The organism is Acinetobacter sp. NIPH 2100 (genome assembly GCF_000369805.1).
Lineage (GTDB): Bacteria > Pseudomonadota > Gammaproteobacteria > Pseudomonadales > Moraxellaceae > Acinetobacter.
The window spans coordinates 2,006,442-2,022,929 of the sequence record NZ_KB850224.1; the positions used below are offsets into that span (position 1 = coordinate 2,006,442).

13 protein-coding genes are annotated in these 16,488 nt (G+C 40.0%); 1 reads left to right on the plus strand and 12 read right to left on the minus strand.

The annotated features are described in order from the left end of the window. Positions 1-15 precede the first annotated feature (15 nt). Together F887_RS08705 and F887_RS08700 are read right to left on the minus strand one after the other, a co-directional pair. Positions 16-1,563 (minus strand): DHA2 family efflux MFS transporter permease subunit, encoded by a 1,548-nt coding sequence (locus F887_RS08705; protein ID WP_005294260.1) that lies wholly within the window; start codon positions 1,561-1,563, stop codon positions 16-18. Between the two features lie 24 nt (positions 1,564-1,587). Continuing rightward, positions 1,588-2,649 (minus strand): HlyD family secretion protein, encoded by a 1,062-nt coding sequence (locus tag F887_RS08700; RefSeq protein ID WP_005294262.1) that lies wholly within the window; start codon positions 2,647-2,649, stop codon positions 1,588-1,590. A 742-nt stretch (positions 2,650-3,391) separates the two neighbouring features. Here F887_RS08700 and F887_RS08695 point away from each other — a divergent pair. Next, the gene (locus F887_RS08695) at positions 3,392-4,264 is read left to right on the plus strand and encodes a bile acid:sodium symporter family protein (RefSeq protein ID WP_005294265.1); all 873 of its coding nucleotides are present in this window, start codon (positions 3,392-3,394) and stop codon (positions 4,262-4,264) included. 75 nt (positions 4,265-4,339) lie between these two features. Here F887_RS08695 and F887_RS08690 read toward each other — a convergent pair whose 3' ends face one another. From F887_RS08690 to atzF, 10 genes are all read right to left on the minus strand, one after another. Next, a complete protein-coding gene (locus F887_RS08690) occupies positions 4,340-5,341 on the minus strand; it encodes a 2-dehydropantoate 2-reductase (protein ID WP_005294267.1) in 1,002 nt (333 codons plus the stop codon). 133 nt (positions 5,342-5,474) lie between these two features. Beyond that, positions 5,475-6,152, minus strand: a complete 678-nt coding sequence (locus F887_RS08685; RefSeq protein WP_005294269.1) for a winged helix-turn-helix domain-containing protein — start codon at positions 6,150-6,152, stop codon at positions 5,475-5,477. Positions 6,153-6,364: 212 nt separating this feature from the next. Then, a complete protein-coding gene (gene hchA / locus F887_RS08680; protein ID WP_005294271.1) occupies positions 6,365-7,240 on the minus strand; it encodes a glyoxalase III HchA in 876 nt (291 codons plus the stop codon). A gap of 99 nt (positions 7,241-7,339) precedes the next feature. Then, the gene (locus F887_RS08675) at positions 7,340-8,353 is read right to left on the minus strand and encodes an NAD(P)H-quinone oxidoreductase (RefSeq protein ID WP_005294273.1); all 1,014 of its coding nucleotides are present in this window, start codon (positions 8,351-8,353) and stop codon (positions 7,340-7,342) included. A 4-nt stretch (positions 8,354-8,357) separates the two neighbouring features. Next, the gene (locus tag F887_RS08670) at positions 8,358-9,236 is read right to left on the minus strand and encodes an AraC family transcriptional regulator (protein ID WP_005294275.1); all 879 of its coding nucleotides are present in this window, start codon (positions 9,234-9,236) and stop codon (positions 8,358-8,360) included. Between the two features lie 177 nt (positions 9,237-9,413). Next, positions 9,414-9,725 (minus strand): hypothetical protein, encoded by a 312-nt coding sequence (locus tag F887_RS08665; RefSeq protein WP_005294276.1) that lies wholly within the window; start codon positions 9,723-9,725, stop codon positions 9,414-9,416. Between the two features lie 58 nt (positions 9,726-9,783). Then, entirely contained in the window at positions 9,784-10,050 is a 267-nt protein-coding gene (locus F887_RS08660) for a hypothetical protein (protein WP_005294278.1), read from the minus strand. Between the two features lie 86 nt (positions 10,051-10,136). Next, positions 10,137-10,829, minus strand: a complete 693-nt coding sequence (locus F887_RS08655; RefSeq protein WP_005294280.1) for a GntR family transcriptional regulator — start codon at positions 10,827-10,829, stop codon at positions 10,137-10,139. Positions 10,830-10,835: 6 nt separating this feature from the next. Next, a complete protein-coding gene (gene uca, locus F887_RS08650; RefSeq protein ID WP_005294281.1) occupies positions 10,836-14,453 on the minus strand; it encodes an urea carboxylase in 3,618 nt (1,205 codons plus the stop codon). Between the two features lie 15 nt (positions 14,454-14,468). After that, positions 14,469-16,295 carry an allophanate hydrolase gene (atzF, locus tag F887_RS08645; RefSeq protein WP_005294284.1) on the minus strand — a complete coding sequence of 609 codons (1,827 nt, stop codon included), beginning with the start codon at positions 16,293-16,295 and terminating at the stop codon, positions 14,469-14,471. Between the last annotated feature and the right edge of the window lie 193 nt (positions 16,296-16,488).

Sequence of the window (16,488 nt, forward strand, 5' to 3'; positions counted from 1 at the left end):
TCTAGCATTGAATCTCTATATGTCCATTTTCTTCCCCCTATCCATAAAAATGGTTAAGAAAGCCGCCACAAACATAATGATGGCTAACATACGTAATAAATCATTAAAACTAGACGTGAGCGCTTGATAGTGAATATCGCGATAAATCACACTCAGCGCGATTTGCTGTGCATTTGCACCGACTTCTTGGTATTGGGCAGTGAGTTGGTCTAGCCTTTCAACAAAGATCCAATTTTGCGGTGTCATATATTGATTGATCTGGGTGACATGCAATGCCGTGAGCCAATCCAGTGATGAGTTGATCAATGCCAGCCCAACAGCACCGCCAATATTGCGCATCAGATTATAAATACCACTGGCATCTGCAACTTTCGTGAGTGGCAAGGTACTCATCGCCAAATGCGAAACCACAATCAAACAAATCATCAGACCAATCCCACGATAGATCTGTGGCCAAAACATAAAGTCATAATCGCTGTGAATACTGAGATGTGAATTGAGCCAAACACCAAAACCCGCCAAGACCATGCCAACAAACACGGTTTTTCGCGTATCAAAATTTGGAATAAGCCAAGCTAAAAATGGCGCAAAGCAGAACATGACAATACCTGTCACCATCATGATATGACCGATTTGACTGCTGTTCATTTCTCGAACTTGTCCAAGAAATACAGGAATCATATAGCCCAAACCATACAAGGCCATACCAATCACAAAGGTAATCATGCAACTTAAAGCGAAGTTCTTATTTTTAAATACACTGAGATCTAATAGCGGTTTAGGCTGAGTAAAACTACGCGAGAAAAAGATCATGCCGCCAATCAAGCAGATGATAAATGCAATACGAACGCCTGTATCCGCTAACCAGTCATGGCGTGCGCCTTCATCCAGAAAATACTCCAAACCACCCAAGAACATGGCCATACCAATCAGACTGAACCAATCCATGGTTTTAATCAGTGAATAATTGGCGCGATCAATATTCGGGCCTGAGTAAATAATTGTCGCAATCAAAATACCTGGGATGATGTTAATTAGGAACATCCAGTGCCATGAGAAGTTGTTGGTGAGCCATCCACCAATGGTTGGACCAATCGCAGGACCCAGCGTACTAATCATGCCAAACATCACCAAAGGCAATGCACGTTTTGCTTCTGGGAAAAGTAAATACAACGCCGTCATTGACGTTGGAATCATACCTCCACCCATAAAGCCTTGAAACGCACGGAATACCAATAGGCTTTCCAGATTCCAAGCCAAAGCACACAGTAAAGAACTGATCGTAAACCCAATGGCACAAATCGTGTAATAAATGCGTGTAGAAAGTACTCTAGACACAATACTGGACATTGGAATTGCAATAATTTCAGCAATTAAATAAACCGTTTGAACCCATGTCACTTCATAACGGCTGGCGCTCATGCCTGCTTGGACTTCATTCAGAGAACTTGCAACAATCTGAATATCCAGAATTGCCATGAAGTTACCAAAGATCATGGCAGCAAAAATGAGCCATGCTGTTTTTGGCGCAAACTTCCACTCATGTTCGATCGGTTTATTCATTTTCTTATACCTAAAACTTTCTGATTAAGTTCTTAGATCAACAGTCGCACTGACTGACATTCCAGGTTTTATAAGATCAATATGTGGACTCGAATCGAGTGCAATCCGTACAGGAATACGCTGTACAACTTTGTTAAAGTTCCCAGTCGCATTATCTGGTGGCATAAGTGAAAAGGTTGCGCCAGATGCTGGAGAAAAGCTTTCGATTTTTCCGGTGTAAGTGAGGCTTGGATACGCATCAATTTTTAATTTAACTTGCTGTCCAATGTGCATTTTCTCAATTTGGGTTTCTTTAAAGTTAGCTTGCACATACAAACTTTTTTCAGGGATGATCGCCATCAATCGTGTTTGTGGAGACACACGAGAACCTTTTTGGATTGAAAGGCTACCGACTTTGCCTGTGACTGGGCTGATGACTTTTGAGGATGAAAGATCGATTTGGTAAAGATCCAAAGTCGCATTTGCATTTTGGATATCGGCAAGTAGCTGCGCACGACTGGCTTGTAAACTACCCAATTGAGCTTCAGCAGCATTCACCGAGGCCTGTGCTTTAGTGACTTGTGCTTGCGCGGTTAAATACTGAGATTGGATGCCTTCAAAATTCTGTCGGGTAATCACACCGTCTTTTAATAAATCCTGATAACGAGTGAAATCTTTTTTCAAACGAGATAAGTCTGCTTGCGCGGCAACAACACCACTATTGGCCTCACTAATTGATGATTTTGCAGATTTTTCGTTTTGTTGTTGTACTGCAAGCGCAGCTTCTTTCAAAGTCACGACGGACTTTGCTTGATCATAACGCGCTTGATAATCACGATGATCTAAGATGGCTAATGCCTCTCCTTTTTTTACAAACTGATTGTCATTGATTATCAGCTCGACGACTTCTCCAGAGATTTTTGGCATGACCCAAGTGACATCGGCTTGCACATAAGCATTATCGGTAGATTGGTAGAATCGATATACCAAAAAATAATATGCAATACCTAAGATCAGAAATAAGATGAGCACGCTAAAAACAGCCCAAGTTATTTTTTTTCGACTTTGGAAATTAGTATCAGTTTCGAGCTGAGCTACGTTATCCATATTTAATCCGCTATTTGTAATATTCAGTTTTTATTTTGAGCCACACTAAAATGGTCATCTTTTCACGTAACTATTCACTTATTTTTATATAAATAAATAGTTACAATGTAATAATCGGCGCAAATTATCTTTCTTAAAGTAACAAAGAGTCATTGACCTTTTTTACATCTGATTTTTATTTTTCTGCCAATTGGTCGCATATTATAAAGTTTTTGTTTAAGAATCATGAAAGTTTGAAGGAAACCTAAATGATTCGCATTTTCATATGTGTGAATGCAGTATACACCATTGTTAAATATATAAATATTATTTTTCCAAATTTAAATTTAGTTTTTACTATTTAGTCAAAAAAACTTTGCATTTTGATTAATTTGCACACAACAATTAGCTGAGTAACAAAACTAATAAAGAGTTATAAAATGTAAAAATAGAAAAACTTTCTTTTTCTCTTATTAAATTTTCTAAACTACACTTAAATAAAATGTGATAAATAGCACACTTTCAAATAAAAGTGAATAATTTTTAAAAGCTAAAGAAATCATTAGAATTAATAATCTAAATATGCTAATTGATTATCTAGGTCGTAAAAATCTTAAATTTTATGTTAAAACTGATGTTTATATGGCTTTTAAGGGTAAAAACTATATCAACTTAGATACTGCCAAGTTGTGATTTGATCGGACAAAATTGTATAAAAATTTTAGGAAATAATATTAAATTGATCTAAAAGGAATAAATAGTTATGGATTCTGGACTAATTACACTTTTTCTGCCCCTTGCTTTAGCAATCGTTATGGCGGGCTTGGGGTTGGAACTCACTCTCAAAGATTTTGCTCGCGTAAGTAAACACCCCAAAGCTGTTTTAGTTGCTCTATTTTGTCAGCTGATTTTATTGGTCGGCATTGCCTTCTTAATTTGTAAAATACTGGCTTTACCACCATTGCTGGCCGTAGGCTTGATGCTACTCGCAGCTTCTCCTGGAGGCTCTACAGCAAATCTATTTAGCTATCTATATAAAGGTGATATCGCACTCAATATTACCTTAACCGCAATCAATGCCATTATTGCCGCTATTTTTCTACCGTTTATTGTGAACTTCTCGATTCTTCATTTCATGAATGAAGGCCAGCAGCTTGGGTTACAATTTTCAAAAGTGCTTCAAGTATTTGCAATTATCCTTGTTCCTGTAGGTATCGGGATGTTGATTCGTCATTATGCCCCGCGCACAGCTGAAAAACTAAATCGTCCAGTTCGCATCTTTGCGGTGGTTTTTCTGGTGATTATCATCCTTGGTGCAATTATCAAAGAGCGAAGTAATCTCATTGAATATATTGGTCAAATAGGATTAGCCACAGCGTTATTCTGTGCAATTAGTCTTTGTATTGGTTATTTTGTACCGCGACTGTTTGGTATCAGTTCTTATCAAGCACGGGCATGTGCTTTTGAAATCGGCATTCATAACAGCACATTGGCAATGACCATTGCATTGACCATCATGGCCAGTACCACGATTGCAATGCCTGCCGCAGTCTATTCAATCTTTATGTATATCTTCGCAACCATCTTTGGTATTTTGATTACCCGATTTGGGCCACAAGAAACAGCCAAAGTTTAAAGCCTTTCAAATTCACGATCAAAACAGCCTTAGCATGGTTTCCCTTATGCTAAGGCTATTATTTTTATTGGTCGTTTAAGCTGTTTCCAATACTTTTTTTAATTCTTCCGCAGACCAAGCTTTAGCTGTATTTTCTGCCTGCTTAATCAGCTGGATGAGCTTTGTATTGATCGGCGCCTGTCGATTGAGCTGTGCAGCCAAATTCACAATTTCGCCATTAATCCAGTCAATTTCCGTTGCCCTGCCTGCCATCAGATCATCAGCCATCGATGACCGTGCCAGTGGATCAATCGCCAACATTTTCTTGCTGAGTAGATTAAAAATAAAATTTGGAAGACTTAATAGCTTAGGCAGCACCTGAGCAGGCACCGCAGTAAGTTGTGCAGGTTGAATTTTAGCAAGTTTCAAAAGTTGTAAAGCTTCCGTCTGTGCCATCGCCAAACATTGACGGTAAGCTCGAATGGAAAGTTGTTGCTTGAGTGGAAGCTGAGATAATGCATTGACTGAATTATTGAGATTTAATAATAACTTTGCCCATTGAATCTCTTGCATATTCTGTTCAAGTTTAAACTCAAATTTTGCAGTGTGAAATGTAGTCTCTAGCTCAGCGAGGGCTGGATGACTTTTGACATATAAAGCCCCTTCTGTGCCTTGATGAAATACCCCATTTCCCAAAGCAGCCACATTAAACGGTACCATACCTTCAAGAATTGTATGTCCAGATAACACCTGTTTTAGGATTCCAACATTACCTAAGCCATTCTGGAAACTGATGATTATGCTATCTTTCTTCAGAATATCTTTTAGTTCATAAGCAACTTGCTCAGTTGCTGCTGATTTCACACAAACAAAAATAAAGTCTGCGTTAGCCGCAGTATTTAAATCCTGACTCAGTTGAAGTTTATTCGCAGGAACAGTTTGTCGCATTCCCTTATAGTCAGAAACCGTGAGCCCATATTGTTGAAGTTGTTGTTGTATTTTAGGCCGAACAATGAAATCGACATCATGCCCAGCTGCGGCTAATCGTCCACCTAAATAGCATCCAATACTGCCCGCGCCATAAATACATATTTTCATTCTTCATCCCAGATTCGTTACTTTACATCGCTGTATTACTTTAATTAGAATCTAGGTCCTGAATTGTCAAATAGCTGACAATTAGTCGATACAACTCATTTAAACTTTGTCTAAAGATTAAGAAAACTCATGGTTAATGTTTTCTGGCACGTCCTCTGTTCCATTCTTCTAACACATAGCCCATTCCATAAATATTATGAATCAGCTTCGGAAGAAAGTTACGATCAATTTTATTTCTTAAGCGACTAATTGCCACTTCCACCGCTTTAGTATCTCTTTCATAATTCATATCACAGATCTGGGATGCAATCAGTGCTCTAGGCAAAATTTCTCCACGTCTACTCATAAATAGCTCCATCAATGCGTATTCTTGAGCAGTGAGGTTAATTCGTTGCCCTGAACGGCTCACACAACGTTTCCATAAATCGAGTTCAAGATCTGCAACACTCATCTTACTGCTTTCATTATTTCGTGGCTCTCTGGCCAATAAACTTCTTATCCGAGCGAGTATTTCTGCAAAAGTAAAAGAAAGACCAAATCCTTTAATACGCTCTCCAATTTGATCACGGGCAATCAAAAATAAAATAGGCATTTTCCTGCCATTTCGTCCAACATCATTCAGGATGTTCCAGTCATTTAAACCAGAAAACATCACATCCAATACCACCAAATCATATTCGCCCAAGATAAGTGTCAGATGTTTTGCTGTAATTTCATCGGTGACCCAATCGATCATGTAACCTGCTTCTGATAATGTTTGTTTAAGATAACTCCCTGTTTTATGATCATCTTCGACTAGTAATATCTTCATCTTAAACCTACTAAAGCTTTGCTTAAGACGATAATAGCCTCCTGAAACTTGAAATAGTTTCAAATGACATAAATGTAATTTAGCTGTCAGTTAAATGTTACTTTGTAGAAGACTGAGCATGGAAAATACAGTGAAAACTGCACAATGAGATGACTAAATTCTCATATAAAAAAGCCTAACAGTTCAGTTAGGCTTTTTCTGTTCATTAACATTTAATGGAATTCTGGGTCTGCCAATAACGTTGTAGCGGCGAGTTTACCCAGGTTATTAGATGCCAGTGGGCTATCGCCTGTTAATAATTTTCGATCTTGGTGTACCTGACCTGTAATTCCCTTGTTCAAGATTTTAACGCCAAGCTTCTCAAGATTTTCACCGACTAACCATGGCAATTGACCTGGCATATAACCTATCTCAATATTCGGACCTTTGTCTAAAGTATCTGGGAACACACAAATCTGATAATCTTTAAAAATATAATCTTGTGGATTTTCATCAACTGCAGCTGCGAGTAAAGATGCTGGGCCATGACACAACGTGATCACATATTTGTCATTTTCAACTGCCCACTTTAACAGCTCTTTTACTTCTGTACTCTCTGGAATTTTAGCCAGTACGCCATGTCCACCTGGAATAAAAATACCGGCATAAGGCGAATCTGCACTTAAAGCTTGTTCCAAAATATCAGCCAGCTTTAACGGCGCTTTGAGCTGTTTTTCGTATTTTTTGTAGGTATCTAAGACCACCTGTTCCTCATGTGGCATTGCCCACATTTCCAGTTTGACTGGATTTCCAGAAAGTGTTGCCACATCAAAAGCAAAGCCTGCGTTATCCAAATGAAACATTGGCAATAACATTTCCACTGGATGATTTCCTGTCGAAAAGAATTTTTCGTTTTGCATCAAGATATAACGTTCGTCAGTCGCGATCATTAAAATCTTTTTATCGCCTTTGTAGGGGGTTGGATAAGTTGTACCATCATAATCTGTCTTTGCAGAGGTATATTGGCTGAGTGAATAGGGTGACGGAAAAAAAGCGTTGTCTTCTGCTAGGTCTGGACTTGGATTGCGATCATCAGGATTTGTCGTCATTTTCAAGATTCCTCATCGTGTTGTTATATTTAATACATACTGCTTAACTGTCCTGTCCCACTCAAGTATTGAGTATGAACAGGCATGCAATGAATACAATTAGGCAAATTCAGATTTAATTTCGAGTACCACTTTGCCCGTGTGTTGGCTGCTTTCTAAACATTGATGTGCCTGAGCAACATCTTCAAAAGTGAAAGTTTTATAGATCATCGGCTTACATTGGTCTGCTTCAATCAACGGCCAGACAAACTGTTCAAGCTCTTGGGTAATTTTGGCTTTTTCATCATTGGTTCTAGCTCGCATGGTTGAGCCAGTCACCACAGCACGTTTTAACATCAACTCTTGTATATCAAAGCCATCGACTTTCCGACCGCCCATGAAACCGATAATCACCAAACGTCCATCGCGCTTTAACAGCCTCAAGTTTTGGTTGAAGTAGGCTGCACCAATAATATCCAAGATCACATCAACACCTTGACCATCAGTTTGGGCCAAAATTTCTTTTTCAAAATCCTGCGTTTTGTAGTTAATCACCTGTGACACAGAAGCTAATTTTTCAACTTTGTCATCACTCCCAACCGTAGAGAAGTTTTTAATACCCATCGCATGACATAAACTAATCGCGGTTGAACCAATGCCGCTTGCGCCGCCATGAATCAGCACGGTTTCATTCTTATTTAATTGTCCAATCTGAAACAGATTCGCCCAAACAGTAAAATAGGTTTCAGGAATGGCCGCTGCTTCAACAAAACTCAGATTCTTCGGAATGTTTAACGCTTGGTTTGCTGGAACCGCACAATATTCAGCGTACCCACCACCATTGGTGAGTGCACAGACTTTATCACCGACTTTAAATTTGCTGACCTGAGCACCCACGTGAACGACCACACCTGATACCTCAAGTCCAGGAACCAATGTGACCCCTTTGGGCATGGGATATAGTCCTTGGCGTTGTAAAATGTCAGGTCTATTGATCCCTGTTGCATAGACTTCAATGAGTACTTCGTCTTCTTTTATCTCTGGTCGAGGCCCTTGAGCTACTCGTAAAACTTCGGGACCGCCAGCTTGTATAATTTCGATATATTTCATTTGTTCTACGCTATTTTGATTCATCTGATCATGACTCCGTTTCAGTATTAAATTCAGCATGTTTCGGTGGAAAACCAAATTGCTTTTTAAATTCTCGGCTAAATTGAGAAGAGCTCTGATATCCAACAGCATAAGCTGCTTGAGCCACACTTTGGTCTGCGTTTTGCAACAATTGTTTTGCCTTATGCAACCGAACTACCTTTAGATATTGCAAAGGAGAATGTTGTGTGACTTGTTTAAAGGCTTTATGGAATGCAGATGTACTCATATTGGCTTGATCTGCCAGCATTTCAATTGTGAGTTTTTCAGTAAAATGATGCTGAATATATTCACAAATTTTATAAATAGGCCTGAGATTGCCTTGAGCAACCAAGCCTTTTAAAGCATCTGCACCTGAATGTTGAATCACCCGATACAGTAGTTCTCGTTTGATTTGATCACCCAAAATCAGTACATCTTGTTCAGAAGTCAGTGTATTCAATAAACGGATCAATACACTAGATATGGTTTGATCATATTGAATCACGCACATACCAGTAGTGAGTGGCTTGAATTGGTAATTCTCAAAATAGGTTTTTGCCAGTAACTCATTCACTGTATCAGCTTCCAGTTTCATGCTAATTGCAATCATCGGTGCTTCTGGACTGGCAATGGTGTCACAATCAAATGGCATTGAAACCGATACGATCAGACATTCAGCTTGTTGAAAGGAATAGGTTTCTGTACCGATATAACCGCGTTTTTGGCCTTGCAATACAAAGACTAGGGTTGGTTCCTGCAATACCGCAATCGGTGGTGTATTGTGATCAACGCGCATCAAAGTAATGCCATCAATGGCTGTAGCAAAAAAGCCTTCTTTGGAGATGAGTTTTAGAAATAAGTTGATGAGTATCTGGTCATTCATCATGTGTCATCTGATGATTGGAAATGTGATTTTTATTATTAAATAGCAAAGAGATAAAAGCTGTTAGTTTTATGCAGAATTAGGCATGGAAAAGAGAGTTTTGGATGGAATTCCGCTTTATTATATCATGTGTAGATTGGTAAAAAACTAACAACTTAATCCTGATACTAAATTCAATTATTATTTATTATCAGACAAAAGAATGGATAAGAAGAAGATTAAAGTTATAAATGCACCTACTCCCAAGCTGATTATAATTATTTCTAGATTCATAAATTCCATCAATACACCATGTGCTCCCCATGGACCATCATCAAAACCTCTATTATCCAAACGGCGTCCTAGCACTACAAGAATGCAGAAACCTATACTTGAGACTAAGAAAACACTTATAGATACCTTCCAGAGCCTAAAACCAGTAAGTATAGAAATTAGACTCATTCCAACTACCGTTACAATCGATGCTATAAAAGCATAATCCCAGTTATTCATAAAAGTCCTTTTAAAACAATTAAATTTATCCGTTATTGGCTTTAAAAAAACTACTATACTAATTATTATTTCTATATATTTCTAAAAGCACTCTAAGTCTAAAAATTTCTGAAATTAACTTTGGGATATCTTGTTTCGCGTTTGCTATAAAATCCTGATCAGCAATAGTTGCTCCTGTTAACTCGATATCATCATCGCCTGTCATAATAAAATTGGATCCAGATTCATGATCTCTGCCCTCTACATACGAAAGCCAAGGCCCTTCGGTCGTTTTCGAACAATCATCTAAAATCTGTTCTAAACGTTCTTTTGATAATTCTTCCATGCCAGTTCTCTAAGCTCTTATGCCTTCTTATCTTTATTTTCATCATATTAGTTTAGATTCATCATATAAATACTAAAACCATCAATCTAATAAAACTGACTCGAATCCAACATCTGTAAGGTAATCTTTTTCACTTCATCACGACTTTGCATGATATGTGCTTCAATCGCATTGATCGCCTGCTCTGTTTGTCTCTCAAAAATAAAACCTAAGATTTTTTGATGTTCCTGATAAGTCGCTTCCACTCGATAATCTTTAGAAAAATCCAAACGGCGAATAATACGGATACGCTCACTCAAATCTCGATGAATCCTTGCCATTTCATTATTGCCCGAGGCACGGACCAAAGCACAATGAAAATCCTCATCTTGCTGAGAAAGTTGTTTAATATCCTTTAAGTATGCATCAGGCTCGACCAGCCAAAGATCTTTTAATACAGACAGCTCAACTGAGTTGTGATGATCAATCTGACAGAGTTTACGAATTGAGTCCTTTTCTAAAACAATACGCACATCGTAAAGCTCTTCATAATAACGAAAATTAAGCGGTCGAATCTGCCAACCGCTCCGAAAGCTCACATCGACATAGCCCTCTTGTTGCAAACGATACAAGGCTTGTCGGATTGGGGTACGACTCACCTCATAGGCTTTGGCAACTTCAGACTCAGTGAAGCGTTCACCAGGCATCAATTTGAAATCAAAGATGTCATTCTTGATGCGTTGGTAAACCAGCTCAGACAAGTTGTCTGAGCTTTTTGTTGTTATTTTTGCTTCTTTCATTCAACCCTATTCCATATATACCAATGGCTCACCACTGTGTACCGTTTGCCCCGCTCTGCAAATAATGGCTTTGACAATGCCATCTTCTTCTGCATAAACAGGTAACTCCATTTTCATTGCTTCAATAATAGCAACAGTTTCACCTTTTTTGATCTCTTGTCCATGTTCAACAAAGATCTTCCAAATATTTCCTGTCATTGAAGCATTTAAAGAAGAAAGATGGCTGTAATCGACCTGACTGGCTTGCTCCACATGCTGTTCAGGTTGTACTGCAAACGCTTCTTTCCAGCGACTCACTTCCGTACTGAAAGCCTGTTGCTGTTTCTGTTTAAATGCGGCGATGCTCTCCGCTTCATTTTCCAAGAACTGTACATAGTCTGCATAGTCAAACTCAGTTTCTTCAATCTGGATCTGAGCACGACCATTTTCAAAATCTGTACGCCATTCATTCAGTTCAGCTTCAGTCACAGAGAAATATTTAATTTGATCAAAGAATTGCAAGAACCATTGTTTATCACCAAATTGCTTATTCTTTTTAAACTTGTTCCAAATCGGCAGCGTCCGCCCAACCAGCTGATAACCACCAGGTGAATCCATGCCATAAATACACATGTACATACCACCAATCCCCACCGTTCCTTCGGCGGTAAAAGTACGTGCAGGGTTATATTTAGAGCTGAGTAAACGATGACGTGGGTCAATCGGCACAGCACATGGTGCTGTTAGATACACATCACCTAGCCCTAATACTAAATAATTGGCATCGAAAATAATGTCTTTTACTTCGTCTCGATGTGCTAGACCATTAATCCGTTGAATAAAATCGACGTTATTTGGTAACCACGGCGCTTTAGCACAGACACTTTCCTGATAACGTTCCACAGCTCCTAAAGTGGCACTGTCTTCAAATGCCATTGGTAAATGCACGATACGCGATGGAATTTTCAGCTGACTTAAATCGCCCATCTGATCTTCAAGTTTCAGCAAATGCTTGATCAGCTCAGCTTGAGGAATAACCAGACCATCATATTTAATTTGTAGTGAACGCACTCCTGGTGACAGTTCCAAAACGCCTGCAAGATTGGCACTGCGAATCATCTGAATGAGTTGATGCACACGTAAACGTAGTGCCAAATCCAAAACGTTTTCACCGTACTCTAATAAGATATAGCTATCACCTGCTTGGCGATACAGTGTTTTGGGTGATAATTCAGTTTCTTCACGTTGTGCCAGAATTGTGGTGAATACCTCTTGAGCAGGCTCAATGGTTTCAATGACTTTGGAAGCAGCTACAAAGTTTTGGCTAAAATTGTGAATAGTCTCAATTTGCTTACGTTCTAATTCGTTGGCTTGTTCAACTGTAATTGGATAAAAACGGATTTTGTCATCGGCTTTGAGTTGTCCCACTTTCCACAGTTCTGCTTTGGCAATGGTGACTGGACACACGAAGCCGCCAAGACTTGGACCATCTTTTGCCAAAATCACAGGGAAATCACCAGTAAAGTTGATGGCACCAATCGCATATTCACAGTCGTGCACATTGGAAGGATGTAAACCCGCTTCACCGCCATTTTCACGTGCCCAGCTTGGTGTAGGTCCTGAAAGTCTGACGCCTAAACGATTTGAATTAAAATGTACGGTCCATTCAGACGCAAAGAACTCTTCTACATATTCGGGTTTAAAGAAATCAGGCGCGCCATGTGGTCCATACAGCACAGCAATTTCCCATTCATTGCTGTATTCAGGAATTAAATCCTTCGATAAGGCTTGCGGTATCTCGGTTGCCAATGGTAATTCGGCGTTTGCTAAGCTTGAATCAACCATTTTGATCATATCGCCAACACGCAAAGTACGTCCTGCATGACCACCAAAATTACCTAAAGCAAAGGTTGAGCGGCTACCTAAATATAGGGGTACATCCAGTCCATCACGTACCGCCAAATAGGTACGGCAGCCTGAAGCTACTTGCCCTATTTTTAAGGTTTGGCCCGCTTTGACTTTAATCGGCTGCCAAAATGCAATCAACTGATCATCCAATACCGCGGTACAGCTTGCACCCGTCAGTGCAATGGTCGTTTCCATATGAAACTTTAATGTTGGCCCGACTAAGGTAAACTCAAAACCTGCGGCTTTGGTATCATTGCCGACAATACGATTAGCCAGTTGAAATGCGTAATCATCCATTGGACCAGATGGTGGTACCCCGATATCCCAATAGCCTGTGCGCCCTGGATAGTCTTGAATTGAACTGAGCGTGCCTGCTTGGATCACTTCAATGACTTTAGGTGAGTAGTTAAAATCATCGAGCATGCGTGTCCAGATTTGCATAGATTCAAAACGCTGGTCTGAAACAATGGCACGTGCATAATCCAGATTGGTACTGATTCCATTTAAACGGGTTTCAGCCAAAACCACTTTTAATTTTTCAATTGCTGTAGCTCGATCTTCAGCATGGACAATGATTTTGGCAATCATCGGATCAAAGTATTGAGAAATTTCAGTCCCTGTTTTGACCCAAGTATCCACACGAATGCCTTCTGGAAAAGACACTTCAGTCAATACACCGGGACTCGGTTGAAAGTTTTTCACAGGATCTTCGGCATAGACACGGACTTCAATAGCCGCACCTTTGGGTTGGATATTGCTTAAATAGTCCCAGTCCAATGCATCGCCAGCTGCAACTTTGAGCATGCATTCAATCAAGTCTAGACCTGTGACCATTTCAGTGACAGGATGTTCCACTTGTAAACGGGTATTCACTTCAAGGAAATAAAATTCGTCCCGTTGCGCATCGTAAATAAACTCAACCGTACCTGCACTGCGATAATTGACAGAACGACCCAATTCAACCGCTGCTTGATGCAATTTCTGACGAGTTGCTTTAGGTAAGTTGGCTGCTGGTGTTTCTTCAACCACTTTCTGGTTGCGACGTTGTAATGAACAATCACGCTCACCAAACGCCACCACTTGGCCTTTGCCATCACCAAAAATTTGTACTTCGACATGACGTGCTTTATCAATAAAGCATTCAATAAAAACACCCGCATCTTTAAAGAACTGTTCACCTAAGCGTTTTACGCTTTCATAAGCATCCGTCAAAGCTTGTGGAGTATCACAACGGGTTAAGCCAATCCCACCGCCACCTGCGGTGCTTTTCAGCATAATTGGATAACCAATCCGTTCAGCAGCCGTCAACGCTTCTTCTAAGCTATCTAATAATCCGGTACCGGGTGTCATCGGCACATTGGCAGCTGCGGCCAATTCACGCGCTCGATGTTTTAGACCAAATTCCAAAATTTGCTCTGCTGTTGGGCCCATAAAGGCAATATTATTTTCTTCACAAGCACGAGAGAAATCGGCACTTTCAGACAGAAAACCATAGCCTGGAAAAATCGCCTCTGCGCCTGTTTGTTTAGCCGCACTAATCAATTTCTCTATACTCAAATAAGTATCGGCAGGCTTGATTCCATCCAGCGCAATCGCGACGTCAGCATCCTGTACATGTTGCGCGTAACGGTCACTATCGGAATAAACAGCAACGCTGGTAATCCCTAATTTTTTTAGTGTTCGAATTGCTCGGACAGCAATTTCACCACGGTTTGCAATAAGAACTGTTTTAAACATGATGATTTCCCCCAATTAATTCGCTGTGTTTGCTGCTTGACTGTTACGATGCTGGATATAGGCTCTCCATCCGCCAAAATGGCTAATATTCTCTGCATCGCCTAAACCATAGGGTTCACAAATAAAACCTTTGACCCAACGACCATCTTCAAGTTCGACATTGCCCATGCCTAATGGTGTTGGAATTTCTGCGACAAACTCTCCAAATCGCGCCGTTGGTACATCCCAAAGCTCCACAATGATGCTTTGACCGTCTTGTTGGCGGGCCAAGCCTGGCTTAGGTGGCACAGTGCCGTTTAAGGCATAAAGTGAGTAATCTTTCGAAGTTTTGGTGGTTTCAACATGTACCGCACCCCGTGTCGTGAGCTGAAAATTGAGTGGCATACCTGTCAAATGTGCGCCCACCACAGCCACACGGATATGATGCGGAGACACCAAAGTTGGTGGGTTTGAAGCTAAGGTCTTGTCTAAAGCACCCAATTTGAGTGCTAAATAGTTTTGCCAAGCCTTACCAAAATGGACTAAAGCGGCGTCGTGCCACGCGGGTGCAATTAAGCTGATACCGAAAGGTAAATTGTCTGCTCTAAAGCCTGCGGGTAATGCCAGTGCGCTTAAATCGGCAAGATTGGTAAAGTTGGTATAAATGCCAAAGCGAGCGTTATATTCAATCGGATGTTGTTGAATCTGCTCAATGGTATAAATCGTTGGTGCAGTTGGAACAATCAATGCATCAAATTCAGTCAGACTTTCTTGGATTTTTCGGGCCAAATCCAGTCTCAAATATTCAGCATTGTAGGCATCTACCGCAGAATATTTTTCGCCTTGTTGAACGATTTTCAAGACCGTTGGATCAAAATCCTCGGCATTGCTTTTCAGTAGATTCGCAACCGCCGCAGTACGCTCCGCAACCCAAGACCCTTGATATAACTGCGCTGCAAGTTGCTCAAAGGCAGAAAAATCAATCGCTGTGATTTCTGCATTTAAACTTTCAAGTAATTGAATGGTTTGCTGGAAGGCTTTTTCTGCCTGCTCATCGCCAAAAAAATTTAATTGTTTTGGAATCGCAAATTTCAATTTGCTAGAGAATCGAGCAGGTACATTTTTAGGATGTGGACGAGAGTAACTGTCTAAAGCATCATAGGCTTCAGCTTGCTGGGCAACCAATTCCGCATCAGAAACAGTAAGTGCAAAAATGGAAATACAATCGATGCTTTTAACTGCGGGTAACAATCCTCGATTTGAGAAGCGCCCTTTGGTTGGTTTTAAGCCCACAATATTATTGAATGCCGCTGGTACACGACCCGATCCAGCTGTATCTGTACCTAGAGAAAATGGAACTAAGCCTCTTGCTACGACACTGGCAGAACCCGAACTTGAACCACCACTGACATATTCAGGTTTAAAGCTATTCGGTACTGCACCAAAGGGTGAACGTGTCCCAACCAAACCAGTTGCAAATTGGTCAAGGTTAGTTTTGCCAATCACAATTGCACCTGCTTGTTTAAGCAAACGTACTGTTTCGGCATCTTGTTCTGCAATCGTTGTTAAAGCTTTACAGCCCGCAGTAGTGGCAAAGCCCGCAACATCTATATTGTCTTTAACTGCAAACGGGACACCATAAAGCGGAAATTGCTTTTGCAGGTTGTCGCTATCTTGGGTTAATTGCTTTAACGCTTGAATTTGCTGTTCAATCAAGTCGATGCTAGCAAGAGATATCCAAGCAACATCCTTAGGATCAAGTGCGATAACTAATTCTTTTAAAATATCGAGTTGAATTTCTTGCTTTAAATACGCCGTTTGCCATTCAGAAATTGTCCAGCCTAAAGTTTTTAGTTCGCTCACTTTATGAATCCTATCTTGTATACAAGTTTGAATAGGTAAATGCAGAAAGTGTGCCAATAAAATTTTTATCAAAAAAATTAACAACTTAATCTATTTAATAAAATATAGTCTCATGAGAATGGTTTAGTTGTGGTGCTAAAAAAATCTTGTGCGAATTGATATGCGCTATAAATCAGCAGTTTTTTAGGGAACA